Raw genomic sequence first — 15033 nt, 5'->3', positions numbered from 1 at the left:
GCCCTTCGGCGAACGGCATCCGTCATCAAGCCCAGGCGGATGCCGTTCCGCTTTACCGACCGGTCCGCCGAACGCGAGTGGGAGAGCCAAGCCCATGAAAGAGCAGGACGGGGACGACGGCAGCACGCTCTGGGAGCGCGCGCGGTCCGCGGCCGTACTGAGCTGGCAGGCGCAGCCGGGAGCGACGGCCTTCTCGGTCGCCGCGGCGGTGCTGATGGGCCTGGCGCCGGTGGTCACGGCCTGGCTCACCAAGGTCGTGCTGGACGGGATCGGCAAGGGCACGACCGCCGCCGATCTGGTTCCCGCCGCGGTCGCGCTGGCCACCGCGGGCCTCGTCCTCATCGTCATGCCGTACGTCTCGGACTACATGCAGGGCCGGCTGCACCGATCGCTGCGCGTGCTCATCTCCGGACGCCTGTACGAGCGGGTGAACGCCGACCCGGGCCTCGGCCGCTTCGAGAACCCCGCCTTCCACGACGACCTCAGGCTGGCGCAGGAGGCGGGCCAGGACGCGCCTGACCGCATTGTCCGTGGCTCCCTCGCGATCGGCCAGGGCGCGATCACGCTGATCGGCTTCGTCGGCACCCTCGTCGTGATCAGCCCCATCATGATCGTCGTCATCCTGCTCGCCGCCCTCCCCTCGGCCCGCGCCCAGCTCGTGCTGAGCAGGCGGCGCGCCCGCATGATGTGGGGCGTCAGTACCAACACGCGGCGGCAGATCTTCTTCAGCGCCCTGCTCAGCAGTCCCGAGGCCGCCAAAGAGGTGCGGCTGTTCGGCCTGGGCGGCCACCTGCGCGAGCGCATGCTCACCGAGCTGCGCACCATCAACGCCGCCGAGGAGGACATCGAGCGCCGGACCCTGCGCAGCCAGGGCCTGCTCTCACTGCTCGGCGCACTGATCGCGGGCGGCGGGCTGCTGTGGGCCGTCCTCGCGGCGGCCGATGGCGCGTTGAGCATCGGCGACGTCTCGGTCTTCATCGCCGCCGTCGCCGGGGTGCAGACGTCGCTCAACACGATCGTCGGACAGTGGGCCGACGCGCACAACGCGCTGCTGATGTTCGGCCGCTACCTGAAGGTCATGCGTGCCGAGCCCCTGCTGCCCGTGCCCGCCGAGCCGGTGTCCCTGCCCGCGCTGCGCCAAGGCATCGAGCTGCGCGATGTGTGGTTCCGCTACGACGAGAGCCACCCGTGGGTGTTGCGCGGGGTCGACCTGTTCATCCCGTACGGCCGGTCGGTCGCGCTGGTGGGGCTCAACGGGGCGGGCAAGAGCACGCTGGTCAAGCTGCTGTGCCGCCTGTACGACCCGGTGCGCGGTTCGATCCGCTGGGACGGCGTGGACCTGTGCGAGGCCGACCCGGACGAGCTGCGCCGCCGAATCGGCGCGGTCTTCCAGGACTACATGTCGTACGACCTGACCGCCGCCGAGAACATCATGCTCGGCGACCTGGCGAGCGGCGGAGACCAGGCGGTGCTGGAAGACGCCGCCCGGCGCGCCGGCATCCACGACACCCTCGCCGCGCTCCCCCGCGGCTACGAGACGCTGCTCAGCCGGATCTTCTTCGGCGACAACGACGAAGAGGCGGGCGTGATGTTGTCGGGCGGGCAGTGGCAGCGGCTCGCGCTGGCCCGTGCGCTCATGCGCGACCGGTCGGACCTGCTCATCCTGGACGAGCCGAGCTCGGGTCTGGACGCCGAGGCCGAGCACGCCATCCACATGGGGCTGCGCACCCACCGCGCGGGCCGCACCAGCGTGCTCATCTCGCACCGGCTCGGCGCCGTGCGGGAGGCCGATCTGATCGTCGTGCTCTCCGACGGGCAGATCACCGAGCGGGGCTCGCACGAGGAGCTCATGGCGCGGGACGGCGAGTACGCCCGGCTGTTCTCCCTGCAGGCCAGCGGTTACGAGCCGTCCACCGGTACCCAGCCGGCCCCCTCGGGCGTCCAGCCGGGCTGAGCGGACTCGTGCTCCACCGGTGCCCGGCCGGACACGAGCCTGCGCACGACCACGCCGAGCACCCGATCGCCCGGGACGTATCCCCATCTGCGCGAGTCGGCGCTGAACACGCCGTCCCCGATGACGACCAGCCGCCCCTCCGGGACCACTGCCTCCGCGACGGCGGGAACGACGTCGCCGGGCACCGGATCGCCGGGCAGCGCGGTGACCCGCTTGATCATCCATGCGGCGGCGTCCAGCCCGGGCAGCGGACCGGCGCGCCACCGGCCCTCCTGTGGCCCCTCGAAGACCACCACCTGGCCACGCCGGAGGCTCCGCGCGGACACCCGGCGGATGAGCACCCGGTCACCGGGCTGGTACGTGGGCAGCATGCTCGGCCCGGTCACATTCACGATCACCAGCCGGCGGCGGGCGACGGCGGCGGCGGCGACGGTAGCGGCGATCGCGGCACCCGCTGCCAGGGTGGTCATCTGATGGCGCACCCCCGCACCATATTGATCATTCGCCCGCGCGCCCACCCGGAACGGGCGTCCCACGATGCGGACCCGCCGAAGATCGCTCCCCCGGGCCTACTACCCTTGAGCAGGTGACCGAGAGCGCGAACCCAGCCATTGACATTCCCGCAGACCTCAAGCCCGCCGACGGCCGCTTCGGCTGCGGCCCGTCCAAGGTCCGGCCCGAGCAGCTCGCTTCGCTGGCCGAGTCCGGCTCGACCTACATGGGCACCTCGCACCGGCAAAAGCCGGTCAAGTCCCTGGTCGGCCGGGTCCGCAGCGGCCTGTCGCAGCTGTTCTCGCTGCCCGACGGGTACGAGGTCCTGCTCAGCAACGGCGGCACCACGGCGTTCTGGGACATCGCGGCGTTCGGGCTCGTCCGCGCCAAGTCCCAGCACGTGACGTTCGGCGAGTTCTCCAGCAAGTTCGCCAAGGTCACCAAGGGCGCACCCTGGCTCGACGACCCTTCGGTGATCTCCAGCGACCCGGGCACGTACCCGCAGCCCGTCACCGAGGACGGCGTCGACGTCTACGCCCTCACGCACAACGAGACCTCGACCGGCGTGGCCATGCCGATCCAGCGGGTCGGCGGCGACGACTCCCTGGTCCTGGTCGACGCGACCTCCGGCGCGGGTGGCCTGCCCGTGGACGTCAGCGAGACCGACGTCTACTACTTCGCACCGCAGAAGTGCTTCGCCTCCGACGGCGGCCTCTGGGTGGCCCTCGCCTCGCCCGCCGCGCTCGCCCGGATCAACGAGATCGCGGCCACCGACCGCTACGTCCCCGAGTTCTTCAGCCTGCCGACGGTGGTCGACAACTCGGCCAAGGACCAGACGTACAACACCCCGGCCGTGGCGACACTCCTGCTGCTCGCCGAGCAGATCGAGTGGATGAACGAGCAGGGCGGCCTGGCCTGGACCACCGCCCGCACCGCCGACTCGTCCCAGCGTCTCTACACCTGGGCCGACAAGACCTCGTACACGACCCCGTTCGTGGTCGACCCGGCGCAGCGGTCCCAGGTGGTCGGCACGATCGACTTCACCGGCGAGGTCGACGCCGCGGCGGTCGCCAAGATCTTGCGGGCCAACGGCATCGTCGACACCGAGCCCTACCGCAAGCTGGGCCGCAACCAGCTGCGCGTCGGCATGTACCCGGCCATCGACCCGGCCGACGTCGAGGCCCTCACCGCCTGCGTCGACTACATCGTCGAGCGTCTCTGACCCCGTTCGAGCTCATGGGCCGTTCGAGCCCATGAGCCGTTCGAACGACTGAGCCGGCCCCGGAGCCGGGCGTGGCCTCCACGCCCGGCGCCCGAGGTCGGCTTTCTCGTCGTCGGACGGACGTCAGACGGACGTCAGACGGCGGGGGCGAACTCGGGCGACACCGCAGTGGCGGCGGCGACCTTCTCCGGCACCTGCCGAGGCGCGGGGATGCTGATCACGCGGTGCCGCAGGGTCGCACGGTCGCGGGCCATGTCGGCGGCGGTGAAGCCGGTCCACACGCGATCATCAAGGTCCCAGTCGCGGGCGGTCGGCACGAAGCCCGCCCGGGTGAGCACGCGCGGCCGGGGACGGCGGCGGGACGAGGCGGCGGTCAGCCCGACCTGGAGGTAGGTGCCCTCGCGGAGCATCACGGCGGACGCGAAACGCACCTTCGTGTGCCGCTCGACCTCGGCCAGCCAGCGCGGGTTGGAGGCCCAGTAGAAGTTCTGCTCGGTGTCCACCGCCACGGTCAGCGGGCTGAGCGCGGCCCTGGCCAGATGGACACGGTCGGGACGGGCCCGGTCGACCCAGGCGAGGGCGGCACGGCCGACGAGCGAGCCGAGCAGTCCCGTCACGTTCGCGGCGCCACGGCACCCGGCGAGGAGCTGGAAGACCGGCTCGCTGTCGGTGGTGCCCAGCGCGGGCGGCAGCAGCGGGTGCCGAGCACGCAGTGCCCCCGCCTCCACGTCGCCGTTGTGGGTGGCGACGATGCCGGACCCGGTGCCGTCCGGCACTACCAGCGGGCTGGCGTTCAGCAGGTCGAACGGGGAGCCCTGGGTGGCCCACCGGGTGTGCCCCATCGCGATCGGCGACCGGTCCAGGCGGTCGAGCAGGTCCGCACGCCAGATGCCCGAGAACCGCCCGCGGCCCTTGATCACCCGCACGCCGGTGTGGCTCATGTCGGACCGGCGGTCGTCCTCGCACCCGTTGGCCCTTTCTGACTGACGGGCAGCCTGCAGCACAGGCCTGCCGTTCAACAGGGCCACGCCGGCCGAGTCGCGCCCCCGTTCCTCCGCCAAGGTGCCCAGCGTGACGAACGCCTCCGACGCCCGCTCCGGGTGGTCAGCCAGGGGGGAACGCAGCAACCCGAACAATCCGCACATGCTGGATGAGATGCAGATCATGAGCTCCCGGTTCGAGCCGTGCGCCCGGGCGAATAAGCTCAGAACGTGAACCGTGCGCCCCAATGGCTGCTCCCCACCGTGCTGACCGCGCTCGTCCTCGCGGTGGTCGTCGGCGCGCTGCTGAATTGAACGTGACCGAAACAGGGTCTGGCACGCACCGGAACGGCGTGGAGCGCGTGATCGACATGACCCGGACCGGGGAAGATCAGTTCATGCGATCGCCATCGCCGCGCCGCAGCCGGCTCACCCGATCCGCTGCAGCCCTCGCCGCGTTCACCCTCGCCGTCGCGCTCCCCCTCACCGGCACGGTCACCGCTGCCGCCGCGGTCACCGCTCCCACCGCGGACGCCCCGGCCGGCGCCGCGGAACGCGACCCGAAGGTGGTCTTCAAGATCTCCGATCCGCGGATCAACGAGTCCAGCGGGCTGGCGGTCAGCAGGCGGCACCAGGGTGTGATCTACACGCACAACGACTCCGGCGGCGTGGCGCAGATCTTCGCGCTGGGCCCCGACGGCTCCACCAAGGCGGTGCTGACCCTCGCGGGGGCGGGGGCCCGCGACTGGGAGGGCATGGCGATCGGCCAGGACGAGAAGGGCCGCCCGGCGATCTACGTGGCCGACATCGGCGACAACCTCGGCGGCGCGTGGCCGTTCGTCACCGTCTACCGGATCCCCGAGCCCACCCGGCTGCGCAGCCAGACCCTGCGGGCGACCTCGTTCAAGCTCAAGTACGAGGACGGCCCGCGCAACGCCGAGACGATGATGATCAACCCGCGCACCAACCGGCTGTACGTGGCGAGCAAGCTGTTCTCGGGTGCTCTGTACGAGGCACCGGCACGGCTGCGGACCAGCGGATACAACAAGATGCGCAAGATCGGGGACGCCCCCGCCATCGCCACCGACGGGGCCTTCGCGCCAGACGGCCGAAGTTACGCCATCCGCACCTACTTCGGCGCGCGAATTTATTCCGTGAAGGACGACGGGAGGCCCGGCAAATCCATGCGTTCTGTGGGACTGCCCGCGCAGGAGCAGGGCGAGTCGGTCACGTACTCGCCAGACGGCAGGTCCCTGCTCGTCGGCTCAGAGGGCGGTGGCCAGCCGGTGTACGAGGTGCCGTTGCCGGAGAGCGCCATCCCGTCCCCGGCCGCCAAACCCGCAGCCCGGGGCGGTGACAAGGACGGCGCCGGCGAGGGGAGCCGCGACTCCACGAGCACCGGCGTCGGGATGTTCCTCGTGCTCGGCATCGCCGCGGCCATCGGCTACGGAGTAGTACGCAAACGGTCCTGAACGATTACATACCGAGCGTTCTCGAACAGAGCGCTTCATCGGATCGTCGGAAGGAGGCAACGGGCCCGCAAGGCTCCGGAGAGGATGGGAACTGTGGAGCATGAGCTGGTCGGCCTGCAGGGGCCGGGAGGCCGGTGGCGCCCGGTGGCGGCGGGGCCGTTCTCGTTGCTGGCGGTGGCGCTCGCGCTGCTGCCGATCCGTCCGGTCTGGCTCTGGGCGGCGCTGATCGCCGCCGTGGCCGCCGCGCCGTGGCTGCTGAGCGCGGCGCCCGAGGCCCGTGGCCGCCGACCCCGGCCGCACTGGCGGCTGACCGCGGACGGCCTCGAACGCCTCGGCCCCGGCGGGGTGCGGTACGAGCGGTCCCGGATCGACGGCCTCGCCCTCACCTCGGACGACGGTGTCCTGACGGTCTTCCACAAGTTCGGCCGTACCGCCGTGGGCGAACTGTCGGCCATGGGCATGGAGCCGCTGGCCCTCTTCGTGACGGCCCGCCGCCTCGGCATCACGATGCACATCCTGGACGGCGAGGCGGCCGACCTGCTCGACCCGGCCGTCGAGGACGCCCCGCGCGTTCCCGGGCTGGACGACACCGGCCTGTCCCGCGACCACGCCGCCGAACAGCGCCTCCTGGACCAGGAAGCCCAGCTCCTCGCCGCCTCCCACGAACCGTCCGACCCACCGGCCCCTGCCCCGCCCGTTCACCTCTCGACACCGGCCCCCCTTCCCAGCCGCCGCCGGATCGCCGTCCTCGGCGGGCTCGCCGGCGTGCTCGGCGTCACCATGGTCACGCGCATCGCCATTGAGGGCGCCGACGGCTTCGGGCCCCGCCTCGCCGCGGGCTGCTGGGCGCTTGCCGCGATCACCGCCGTGCTCATCGCGCGGCGGCGCCTGCTGCGGGCCGATCACGTCCAGTGGGAGATCACAAGCGAACGCCTGCACGCCCGTGGCCCCCGCGTGACCGTCGAGGTCCCCGCCGCCGACGTGGCCGCACTCGTTCTCGGCCCCGGCCTGCGTCCAGACCCCGTCTCCGGCGACCCCCGGCCTGTGCCCCTCGCCGTCCTCGCGTTCGACCACCGGCTCCGCCTGGTCGCCCGCCTGCCCGCGCACGGCCTGGACGCGTTCCAGCTCGCGCACGCGCTCGACGACCACGGCTACCGCGTGATCACCTCCGCCACCCGCCCGACCCGCACCCCCGACTACGGCCTGGACGGCCTGCCGGAGATCTTCGCGCAGGTCCCCGGCGGACGCCTGGTCGTCGCCGACGACGGCCTCGGCTGGGCCGACGCCGCGGGCGACGTCGTGCTGCGCATGCCGCAGGACCGCATCGGCGGGATCGAGCTGCTGACGATCGGCGGCCACGCGTGGGTCCGCCTCTACGACTCCGACGGCGACGAGTTCTTCGCCGCACCCCTCTCCGCACTCCGGATCTCCCGCACCGACCTCCGCGAGTCCGCCCGCCGCGCCGGCCTCCCCATCACCGACGCCGAGTACGACGCCTACCTCAGCGCCGCCTTCCACTCGGCCGTCTCCACCCTGTCCGCCCCCGCCTCATCCGTCACCATCCCCCCACTCGAACTGTCCCCGCCCCCCAGCGCCGTGGCGGCCCCCGGCGTCCTGCTCGACGCGACCCGCCGATCCCGCGTCGGCACCTACGCGATGAGCGTGCTCCTCTGCGAGCTGGTCGCCATCCTCGGCGCCGTATGGCTCGGCCCCGACATGGGCGGCTTCTTCACCACCGCGAGCTGGTCGATGCCCGCCGGGATCCTCATCGGCCTGGCCGGCTACTGGCTCTACGACCGCAACCGTTCCCAGCTGCGCGTCTCCTCCGCCGGCCTGGCCGTCGTCACCCGCCAAGGCCGCGTCGAATGGGACCTCGACCGCGACCGCGTCGGCGGCATCGGCATCGACGACTCCACCGACCGCATGCCCCGCCTCGTGGTCTGGAGCCCCACAGGCCGCATCATCCGCCAGGTCACCTTCCCACCCGACCTCAACGAACTCCGCCGAGCCTGCGAGCAGCACGGCCTCCCCTGGGGCCCACCCGACGCCGACCGCCCCGCCCCACCCCCACCCGAGCTCTAACGGCCACAGCCGAAGCCCGTAAGGCCTAGATCGACGGCGACCAACCCACCGCCGGAAACGGGAACAGGACGGCCTCGCACTGGACCGCGTCCTCGGAACCCAGGTTGGCCGCGATGCCGTGAGCGCCGAACGCGGTGGTGAATCCTGCCACGTACAACGGCCACATCTGGGCTCTCAGCGGAGCGACCATGTCTTGAGCGACTCGTACTCCAGCTCTGGGTGTCCCTTCCCCGGCAGATGGCTGCGCATCAGGTGGATCGAGGTCGCCGTCCAGGAGGAGCCGGCGAACGTGGACAGCGACTCCAGCAGCGGCCGTACGTCGACCGGCTGGCGGGACCGCGCGAGGGTGAGGTGCGGGCGGAACGTCCGGTGTTTGTCGGGCGGGGTGCCGACGCGCCGGCCGGCGGCCGTCGTCGAGGCCGCCAGGCGGGCGACGCCGCGCCGGTCGCCGTAGAGGCCCGTCCAGACGACGCGGGCGTGCGCTCCGCTGCCGGGGAAGGCGCCCGCCCCCGCCAGCGACAGCGAGAGCCGGTCGTGGCGGCCCACGGCGCGTTCCAGGCGGGGCAGCAACTTCTCCAGCGTGCGTTCGTCGATCTCGCCGAGGAACGTCAGCGTGACGTGGATCAGCTCGCGGCGGATCCACTTGAGGTCGGGCCACTCGGCCTTGACCGGAGCGATGAACTCCTCGAGCTCATCAAGGATCTCCGGCGGCGGAACGAGCGCGACGAAGAGTCTCATCGGCGTTCCCAAGGACCGATGCACATCGCCACCTGCACAGCCTGTCAGCACCTGAGCCGCGTTGTCACGTCCCGATGCCGGGCCTGTCACCCCAGCGACTGCGACTCCCCGCCGTACGAGGCGATCGTGCGGGCGTGGGCGCCGAGCACGTGCGCCAGAAGGGACGGTGCGCGGGTGCCGTCACCGGCGTCCTGCAGTACGTCCGGGGTGAGGGTCCAGTCAGCGCCGACCCACGAGTCGGCGACGCTGCCGGGAGTGGACGGCAGGCTGTTGCAGACCTGGCGTACCCGCATCGCCCGTACGGACTCGGCCGCCGGGGTGTCGGTCTCCACCAGCAGCACGGGAACGCCGACCAGCGGGCCGTCCTCCACCAGACGGAGCACCTGGTGTGCCTGGTCGCCTTCGAGCATCGAGCCCGCGTCGAGGATGACGGCGAGCCTGATCGGCGGTCCGGTGGGCAGCTCGGATTCGTCAGCTCCCACGCCGCGCAGGTCGATGAGGTCGAGCAGGCGGCGGAGCCGTTCGGCGGCGGCGGGGCCGCTGGCGACGCCCCCGCCGAGCAGGACCTCGCGCAGCACCGGTCCCGCCGGGTCCAGGTCGTTCAGCCAGCCCGCGCCCGACAGGCCCGCGGCGTCGATGACCTCGACGCCCGCCACGCCGGGCGGCAGGGCGGCGAAGAACCGGGTGACCAGCGACCACGCGTACGCGAGCGAGTCCCCGGGCAGCGCGCCGCGCGAGATCCAGATCCCGCGCCGCCACGGCATGCGCAGCACGAGCGGCACCTGGAGGCCGGGCAGTTCGTCGACCGACAGCCCGCCCAGCAGGACGCCTTCGGCCAGGTCGGTACGCGGCTGCCAGGTCAGCCAGGCAGGTCCGGAGAACGGCGCGACCTCCGCCGTGGAGAACGGATCGCACGCCGCGAGCTCGTCGCGGAGCTGCGCGGCGTCGGCGTTGAGGCGTTCGGTCGCCGCGCTCATCAGCTCCTGGTAGCGGCCGGACGGCGCCCGCCCGGCGATCTCGTCGTTCCGGATGACCAGGGCGTGCTCGGTGGAGGCCCGGAACGCCGACAGCGAACGGCTCGCGTCCTCCCAGACCAGCCAGCACCGTTCGACGTAGCCGACCTCGTGCGGCCCAGGCTGCTGCGGCGCCCCCGTCGGCGATGGCCCAGGGGTAGGCGCAGCACCACCCACAGGCGGCATAGGCGGCGACTGAGCGCCCGTAGGGGCGACGAACGGGGGCGCTGCGGGCTGCGAGCTCTCCTGCGCGGACGCGTTGTCCTCTTCGGCGTCCTCGACCTCGATGCCGTGGTCGGTGACCAGCTCGGCCAGGCCGCCCGCGTACCCCTGCCCGACCGCCCGCACCTTCCACGCGCCTGCTCGCCGGTAGATCTCGAACCCGACGATCGCCTTCTCCGGGCCGAGCCCGTCGACGGTGAACGCCAGGAGCGCCGTCCCGTCCGCACCGACGATCTCCAGGCGCGGCGGCGGGACGGCGCCGAACGATCCCGGATCGGTGAGGCTCACCGCCACCATCACGGCGTCGGCGCCGCCCGGCACCGCGTCGAGATCGACGTCGATGCGCTGACCGCCGCCGGCCTCCGACCAGCGCACGCCGGACGCCTCGGGCGCGTTGAAGAACACCAGATCCGCGTCCGAACGCACGCGCCGGTCGGGACCCACGATCAGCGCGCTCACGTCGACCGGCACCGCACAGGAGACGACGACACCGACCAGGCGCGCGGGCAGCGGGGCGTTGGCCCCGCGGGGCAGCTCTGTCATCCGTCGTCCGCGCTCAGGCCTGCGCGATGATCGACGGCAACATGTCCTCGAACGTGCGGCCCTGGCTGGGCTCGCCGATGGCGGCCATCTTCCAGCCGTTGGCGTGCCGGTAGAGGCGGGCCATCACCATGGCCGTGTGCCCGCCGCCGCCCGTGAGCGTGTAGCGGGCCAGCTCGCCGCCGCCCGTCTCGTCGACCAGACGGCAGAACGCGTTGTCGACCTCGTCGAACGTCTGCCCGTTGAACGAGCTCACCGTGAACACCAGCGAGGTGACGTGCACCGGCAGCCGCCCGAGGTCGACGAGCACCGACTCGTCGTCGCCGTCGCCGTGCCCGGTCACGTTGTCGCCGGTGTGCCGGACGGAACCGTCGTCGCTGACGAGCTTGCCGAAGTAGACGACGTCGGCGAGCCGCCCGTCGGCGAACAGCACGCAGGAGGCGTCCAGGTCGATCTCCTGCTGGCGGGCGCCGAAGAAGCCCTTCTTCTTCACCGCGTCCCAGCCCAGGCCCATCCGCACCATCGTCAGCGCGTCGCCGGGCTTCTCCAGCGAGATCCGCTGGCCCTTCTGCATCGAAACAGCCATCGCCGTGCCCTCCCCCTCCTCCGTACGAGCAGCACCCTGCATCAATAGCCGGCAGGCATCAAACCGGACGATCTCCGGCATGCCGAGCAATGACCGTCAAAGAGTGTCAGTAGCCGCGCCCCGCTGTCATCCGGTTCGCGAGCATCGCCGGTACGCGTCCGATCTTGCGCGTGACACTACCGATCTTGCGCGGGACGCTGCCGGCCTTGCGCGGGACGCTGTCGGCCTTGCGAGCGGAGCTGTCCGCCTTGCGTGCGGAGCTGTCGGCCTCGCGCGGCGCGCGGGCGATCGACCTGCGGGGAGCGGCCAGCAGCGCGACGACGAGGGCGGTGAGGGTGGCGATGACGCCGCCGAAGACGATCGTCATGCGGGGACCGAAAGCCTGGGCCATCCAGCCGACCATCGGCGCGCCCAGCGGGTTCGTCCCCATGAAGACGAGCATGTACAGCCCCATCACGCGGCCACGCATCTCCGGCTCGACGCTCAGCTGCATCGACGCGTTCGCTGCGGTGGTGAAGGTCATGAGCGCTATGCCGGTGGGGACGAGCATCACCAGGAACGTGCCGTACGTCGGCATCAGGCCCGTCACCACCTCCAGCACACCGAATACCAGGACCGCGCCCAGCAGCAGACGCAGGCGCGGGCGTGACACGCGACGGGCCGCCAGGAGGGCGCCGGTAAGCGCACCCAGCGCGAGCATGCTGGAGGCTAGGCCGAACGAGGACGCGCCAGTGTGGAAGACCTCGCGGGCCACCAGCGCGACCGTGATCTGGAAGTTCATGCCGAACGTGGCGACAAAGCCGACGAGGACGAGCACCAGCATCAGATCGCGGCGTCCGCGTACGTACCGGAGCCCTTCGCGAAGTTGCCCCTTGGCCCGCGCGACAGGCTCGGCGACGTTCAGTTCGCGCTCGCGCATCGCGTACAGGCCGAGGAGGACGGCGCCGAACGACGCCGCGTTCACCAGGAAGACCGGGCCGGTGCCGATCGCCGCGATCAGCAGCCCGGCGAGCGCCGGGCCGAGCAGCCTGGCGCCGTTGAACGTGGCGCTGTTGAGCGCGATCGCGTTGGGCAGGTCGCGCTTGCCGACCATCTCCACGACGAACGCCTGCCGTGTGGGGTTGTCGACCACCGTGGCGAGGCCGAGGCCGAACGCCAGCAGGTAGACATGCCAGACCTGTGCCGTGCCGCTCATGGCCAGCACGCCGAGGATCAGCGCGAGCACACCCATCGACACCTGAGTGATCATCAGCACCCGGCGTTTGGAGTAGCGGTCGGCGACCACCCCGCCCCAGAGCCCGAACAGCAACATTGGCAGGAACTGCAGCCCGGTCGTGATCCCGAGCGCGACGCCGCTGCCGTGGGTGAGGTCCAGCACGAGCCAGTCCTGCGCCACCCGCTGCATCCAGGTACCGGTGTTGGAGACGACCTGCCCGGCAGTGAAGAGCCTGTAGTTGCGATTGCGCAGCGACCGGAACATCCCACCGGCCGCACTCTCGGCAGCCGGGGTGTCGGAGGGGTCGGCGGCGTCGGAAGGGGCGGCGGTGTCGGAAGGGGCGGCGGTGTCGGAGAGCGAGGACACCGGGGTCAGGCCTGGCTGAGCTTGTCCAGGATGGGCGCCGCCTTGCGCAGGATCGCGCGTTCCTCCGGCGTCAGCTCGCTCAGGCGCTGCGAGAGCCACGCCTCCTTGCGTCGCCGTTCCTCCGCCAGCAGGTCCCGCCCCGCGGTCGTCGCGCTCAGCATCACCTGACGGCCGTCCGTCGGGTGCGGGCTGCGCTCCACGAGCCCCTGGCCCTCCAGGAACGCGATCACGCGCGTCATCGAGGGCGGCTGCACCTTCTCGTGGTCCGCCAGCTCTCGGGGCGTCATCGACTGATGGCGTTCCAGGGCGGCGAGGGCGGCGAACTGTGTCAGCGACAGCGGGCTGGGACCGCCGGCGCCTTCGGTGGGTGCGGGGCTCAGCCTGCGCAGGCGGCGTGACAGCCGGGCGATCGAGATGCGCAGATCTTCGGCCAGCCCGTGCGCCGAGGACGGCACGGATGCTCCGGTTCCGGTCGGTGACATGGTCATGTTCGTTCGCAGAAGTCATTTCCTTTGCTAACGATCCGGCAGGAGTTGATATTCCCCCGCCGGCGGCGGCACGCAACGACTCCGGCCCCTCCGATCGGTCGGCTGGACTCCCGGCCTCCATCGTCCCATGGACCCGCTTGACAAGGTAGGCTAAAGAGATTAGCTTTTCAGCTATCAGACATAAGGAGCGCGGAATGACCGAGTACATCGAGGTTCCCGGCGGACGGATCGCCTACGACGTGACCGGCGAAGGGCTGCCTCCTCTGGGGGACGACCCCCAGACCCCCGCGACCTCCCCATCAGGCCTTGCTTCGCGGCGGCCTGCGGGGCCCCTCGTCATCCTCGCCCCCGGGATGGGTGACGTGCGGGCCACGTTCCGGCTGCTGGCGCCGAAGCTCGTCGAGGCCGGCTACCGCGTCGCCACGGTCGATCTGCGGGGGCACGGCGAGTCGAGCGTCCCGTTCGACTCGTACAGCATCTCCAACGGCGGCAGCGACCTGGCGGCGCTCATCCGGCATCTCGGCGGCGGCCCGGCGGTGGTGCTCGGCAACTCGTTCTCCAGCGGCACCGCGGCCTGGGTGGCAGCCACAGAGCCGTCCCTCGTGAGCGGGATCGTGCTGGAGGCGCCGTTCGCCCGGCCGGTCTCCATGAACCCGGTGATGCGGCAGCTCGCCAAGGTCATCCTCAGCAGCCCGGCACTGTGGGGGATGTACTACAAGAACCTCCTCAAGGGCCCGAAGCCCGCCGACTTCCCCGCCTACCTCAAGACCCTCAAGGCGAACATGCGGGAGCGCGGCCGGCTGGCGGCGGCCCGCAGCATGGGGCTGGACGCCAAGGCCGAGTTGGAGGGTGTGCTGGCCCGGGTCTTCCAGCCCGCGCTGATCATCATGGGCACCAAGGACCCCGACTTCCCCGATCCCAAGGCGGAGGCCGACATCGTCGCGGGCGAGCTGGCGGGTAAGACGGAGATCGTGATGATCGAGGGCTCGGGCCACTACCCGCATCAGGAGTTCCCCGCCGAGACCGCCGCCGCCGTGCTGGCGTTCCTCAGCCAGATCGCGCCGGCCACCCAGGGAGCAGCCTGATGCCGCGGGTAGGTCTCTCCCCTGCCGGGGTCGTCGACGCCGCGATCGCGATCGTGGACGCCGAGGGCCCCGCCGCCCTCACCCTCTCCGCTGTCGCCGCGCAGGCCGGGGTCCAGACGCCGTCCCTCTACAAGCACGTGCGCAATCTCGCCGAGCTCCGGCAGCTGGTGACGCTCCGCGTGATCGAGGAGCTCACCGAACGGCTCGGCGAGGCGGCCCTGGGCCGTTCCGGAGACGACGCGGTACGCGCCATCATGCGGGCCTACCGTTCCTACGTGGTGGACCACCCGGGCCGCTACGCCGCCATGGAGCAGGCGCCCGAACCGCGTCTGGAGGCCGCCGCCAGCCGGCTCCTCGGCATCATCCTCGCCACCCTTCGCGCGTACGAGCTCGGCGACGACGCCCTCATCCACGCCGCCCGAGCCCTTCGTTCGACCTCGCACGGCTTCGCCATTTTGGAGGCGTCGGGAGGCTTCGGCCTCCCGCAAGATCTGGAGACCAGCTACGAACTCCTCATCCAGATGGTCATCGGCGGCCTCCACAAAGCCTGACCCGCCAACGGCCCAACGCACCACAG

At 71.6% G+C, this 15033-nt stretch carries 14 protein-coding genes; 6 read left to right on the top strand and 8 right to left on the bottom strand.

The genetic code is table 11. From position 1 onward, the window contains the following. The first annotated feature begins 94 nt into the window (after positions 1-94). Positions 95-1954: an ABC transporter ATP-binding protein gene (locus ACH34W_RS43755; protein WP_395967131.1), complete on the top strand. Its 1860-nt coding sequence runs from the start codon at positions 95-97 to the stop codon at positions 1952-1954. Here the strand turns inward: ACH34W_RS43755 and ACH34W_RS43750 are convergent. Beyond that, entirely contained in the window at positions 1900-2424 is a 525-nt protein-coding gene (locus tag ACH34W_RS43750) for a S26 family signal peptidase (RefSeq protein WP_395967130.1), read from the bottom strand. The two genes, ACH34W_RS43755 and ACH34W_RS43750, sit on opposite strands and share 55 nt — an antisense overlap. 116 nt (positions 2425-2540) lie before the next feature. Between ACH34W_RS43750 and serC the strand changes: the two genes are divergently transcribed. Next, positions 2541-3668: a phosphoserine transaminase gene (gene serC, locus ACH34W_RS43745; protein ID WP_395967129.1), complete on the top strand. Its 1128-nt coding sequence runs from the start codon at positions 2541-2543 to the stop codon at positions 3666-3668. 134 nt (positions 3669-3802) lie between these two features. On the opposite strand, the gene ACH34W_RS43740 is transcribed toward serC, so the two are convergent. Further along, a complete protein-coding gene (locus tag ACH34W_RS43740) occupies positions 3803-4834 on the bottom strand; it encodes a hypothetical protein (protein ID WP_395967128.1) in 1032 nt (343 codons plus the stop codon). A gap of 212 nt (positions 4835-5046) precedes the next feature. On the opposite strand from ACH34W_RS43740, the gene ACH34W_RS43735 reads away from it, so the two are divergent. Together ACH34W_RS43735 and ACH34W_RS43730 are read left to right on the top strand one after the other, a co-directional pair. Then, positions 5047-6120 carry a hypothetical protein gene (locus ACH34W_RS43735; RefSeq protein ID WP_395967127.1) on the top strand — a complete coding sequence of 358 codons (1074 nt, stop codon included), beginning with the start codon at positions 5047-5049 and terminating at the stop codon, positions 6118-6120. Between the two features lie 93 nt (positions 6121-6213). Beyond that, positions 6214-8202 (top strand): hypothetical protein, encoded by a 1989-nt coding sequence (locus ACH34W_RS43730; RefSeq protein WP_395967126.1) that lies wholly within the window; start codon positions 6214-6216, stop codon positions 8200-8202. Between the two features lie 25 nt (positions 8203-8227). Here the strand turns inward: ACH34W_RS43730 and ACH34W_RS43725 are convergent, their stop codons facing one another. From ACH34W_RS43725 to ACH34W_RS43700, 6 genes are all read right to left on the bottom strand, one after another. Beyond that, on the bottom strand, positions 8228-8392 hold the full coding sequence (locus ACH34W_RS43725) for a hypothetical protein (protein WP_395967125.1): 165 nt from the start codon (positions 8390-8392) through the stop codon (positions 8228-8230). After that, complete coding sequence (gene thpR / locus ACH34W_RS43720) at positions 8377-8940, bottom strand: RNA 2',3'-cyclic phosphodiesterase (RefSeq protein WP_395967124.1); 564 nt, start codon at positions 8938-8940, stop codon at positions 8377-8379. The genes ACH34W_RS43725 and thpR overlap by 16 nt, the downstream gene beginning before the upstream one ends. 86 nt (positions 8941-9026) lie before the next feature. Continuing rightward, on the bottom strand, positions 9027-10718 hold the full coding sequence (locus ACH34W_RS43715; protein ID WP_395967123.1) for a TerD family protein: 1692 nt from the start codon (positions 10716-10718) through the stop codon (positions 9027-9029). 13 nt (positions 10719-10731) lie between these two features. Continuing rightward, positions 10732-11301, bottom strand: coding sequence for a TerD family protein (locus ACH34W_RS43710; RefSeq protein ID WP_395967122.1), 570 nt, complete (start codon positions 11299-11301; stop codon positions 10732-10734). 106 nt (positions 11302-11407) lie between these two features. Beyond that, positions 11408-12781, bottom strand: coding sequence for an MFS transporter (locus tag ACH34W_RS43705; protein WP_395967267.1), 1374 nt, complete (start codon positions 12779-12781; stop codon positions 11408-11410). A 107-nt stretch (positions 12782-12888) separates the two neighbouring features. Beyond that, positions 12889-13365, bottom strand: coding sequence for a MarR family transcriptional regulator (locus ACH34W_RS43700; RefSeq protein WP_395967121.1), 477 nt, complete (start codon positions 13363-13365; stop codon positions 12889-12891). A gap of 200 nt (positions 13366-13565) precedes the next feature. On the opposite strand from ACH34W_RS43700, the gene ACH34W_RS43695 reads away from it, so the two are divergent. Together ACH34W_RS43695 and ACH34W_RS43690 are read left to right on the top strand one after the other, a co-directional pair. Next, positions 13566-14456: an alpha/beta fold hydrolase gene (locus ACH34W_RS43695; RefSeq protein WP_395967120.1), complete on the top strand. Its 891-nt coding sequence runs from the start codon at positions 13566-13568 to the stop codon at positions 14454-14456. Beyond that, positions 14456-15007, top strand: coding sequence for a TetR/AcrR family transcriptional regulator (locus tag ACH34W_RS43690; protein ID WP_395967119.1), 552 nt, complete (start codon positions 14456-14458; stop codon positions 15005-15007). The genes ACH34W_RS43695 and ACH34W_RS43690 overlap by 1 nt, the downstream gene beginning before the upstream one ends. Positions 15008-15033 lie beyond the last annotated feature (26 nt).

Origin of the sequence: Actinomadura sp. 6N118 (genome assembly GCF_044326415.1) — a bacterium.
Taxonomy (GTDB): domain Bacteria; phylum Actinomycetota; class Actinomycetes; order Streptosporangiales; family Streptosporangiaceae; genus Spirillospora.
Note: the sequence above shows the minus strand (reverse complement) of the source record. Positions and strands in the feature narration are given on the sequence as shown.